This is a genomic window from Sphingomonas sp. PAMC 26605, assembly GCF_000241485.1.
Classification (GTDB): Bacteria; Pseudomonadota; Alphaproteobacteria; order Sphingomonadales; family Sphingomonadaceae; genus Sphingomonas.
Genome location: NZ_JH584241.1, coordinates 218,665 through 220,521, shown reverse-complemented (window position 1 = coordinate 220,521; position 1,857 = coordinate 218,665). Strand labels below are relative to the sequence as shown.

Below are 1,857 nucleotides of genomic sequence, written 5' to 3'. Positions count from 1 at the left end.
GAAAGGTCACACCGTAACCCGCGCGCCTTCCGGCAGATCCACCAACGGCGTCGCGCTACCAGCCCCCGTATCAATCCAAGTCCCATGCGCATGGCTCGTGGCAAGCGTCGCCCACTCCGCGCGCCCCGGCCACCACCGCGCCCGCACCACCTGGTGCCCCAGCGACCGGTCGGGCTCCATCGCCACCCAGCCCAGCGGCCGCTCGACCGTCGCGCGCGCCCCCGCCGCCGCCATCGCCACCCGCACCCGCTCGGCCACCGGCTCGGGCAGATACTGCCACACCACCGAATGCATCAGCACCCGCGTCACCCCCGCGGCCTGCGGCTCCGCCAGCCGCGCCTCGATCCAGTCCGCCGCATCCCCCCGCTCGAGCGCCACGCCATGCGCGCGCACCATCTCCACCGCCGCGCGCACCCGCGCCAACCTTTCAGGCGTCTCCGGCCAGACATAAGCCGCCAGTCGCGCCGCCACCGCCGGATCGGTCGCATCGAGCGGGGAAACGTCGCACCCCCGCACCGACACGATCTCGAGCGGCACCGCCTCCGGCACCGGCCCGCTCCAGCGCGGCGTGATCGTCACCAGCGAATCCTCCGGCCCGAACCACACGCCCCCTAGATCGAACCGATACCGCCCGATCAGCAGATTGAGCCCCGCGCTCGACCCGATCTCCAGAACCTCGACCCGCGGCCCACACGTCCGCGCAATCTCGAGCAGCCCCAGCAGCAACGCCGCCGACCGCCCCGGCTCATTGGTCTGCGGCGGCCCGTCGAGCCACGGCAGCAGCGCCGCCTCCTGCTCGGCCAACACCCGCTCGATCGTCGCAAGGATCGCGCCCTGCTCTGTCACCGCCCCCGAATACACTGCTTCCAGCCCGGCATCGCCCCCCGCCTGCACCAGCGCATGCAACCCCCCGAACAGCCGTAACGGCAAGGCATCGCGCGTCGGCTCGCCCGGCCAGTCGAGCACCCGCGCCCCCACGACCGATCGCCGCGTCAGCCCATCGGCGATCGCCGCGCACATCCGGGCATAGACCGGCGCGGCATTGGCCTCGCAATAGTGCTGCTGGATCCGGAACGCCCCGCGATTGCTCTGCTCGTCGGCCATGATCGATTTTCTCCGTCGGTCGCGTTGTTGCGCCCACCCCCACCGCCAAGTAAAGCCCGCGCCATGGCCGACCCCATCATCATCGCCGTCCCCAAGGGCCGCATCCTCGCCGAAGCGATCCCCTTGCTAGACCGCGCCGGAATCGTCCCCGAAGCCGCGTTCAGCGACGAGAACTCGCGTGCCCTGCGCTTCACCACCAACAATCCCGGAATCGACCTGATCCGCGTCCGCGCGTTCGACGTCGCGACCTTCGTCGCGCACGGCGCGGCGCAGCTCGGCATCGTCGGGTCCGACGTGCTCGCCGAATTCGACTATTCCGAGCTCTACGCGCCGGTCGATCTCGGCATCGGCCATTGCCGCCTGTCGGTCGCCGAGCCCGCCGCGATGGCAGCAAGCGACGATCCGCGCGGCTGGAGCCACGTCCGCGTCGCAACCAAATACCCGCACGTCACCGAAGCGCATTTCGCGCGGCGGGGCGTTTCGGCCGAGTGCGTCAAATTGAACGGCGCGATGGAGCTGGCGCCGCTGCTCGGCCTCGCGCCGCGGATCGTCGACCTGGTGTCGTCGGGACGGACGCTCAAGGAGAACGGCCTGGTCGAGGTCGAAATGATCTGCGAGGTCACCTCGCGGCTGATCGTCAACCGCGCGGCGTTCAAGACGCGCGGCGAAGTCGTGCCGCTGGTCGAGGCGTTCCGGCGGGCGGTTGCGCAGGAGATGGCGGCGTGAGCGGCTTCTTCTTCCTCCCCTCCCGCT

General features: G+C 70.7%; 2 protein-coding genes. One reads left to right on the top strand and one right to left on the bottom strand.

Annotated elements, in window-relative coordinates:
• Positions 1-6 precede the first annotated feature (6 nt).
• Entirely contained in the window at positions 7-1,104 is a 1,098-nt protein-coding gene (locus RH90_RS01055; RefSeq protein ID WP_010183336.1) for a DUF2332 domain-containing protein, read from the bottom strand.
• A gap of 63 nt (positions 1,105-1,167) precedes the next feature.
• On the opposite strand from RH90_RS01055, the gene hisG reads away from it, so the two are divergent.
• On the top strand, positions 1,168-1,830 hold the full coding sequence (gene hisG / locus RH90_RS01050; protein WP_010183335.1) for an ATP phosphoribosyltransferase: 663 nt from the start codon (positions 1,168-1,170) through the stop codon (positions 1,828-1,830).
• Positions 1,831-1,857 lie beyond the last annotated feature (27 nt).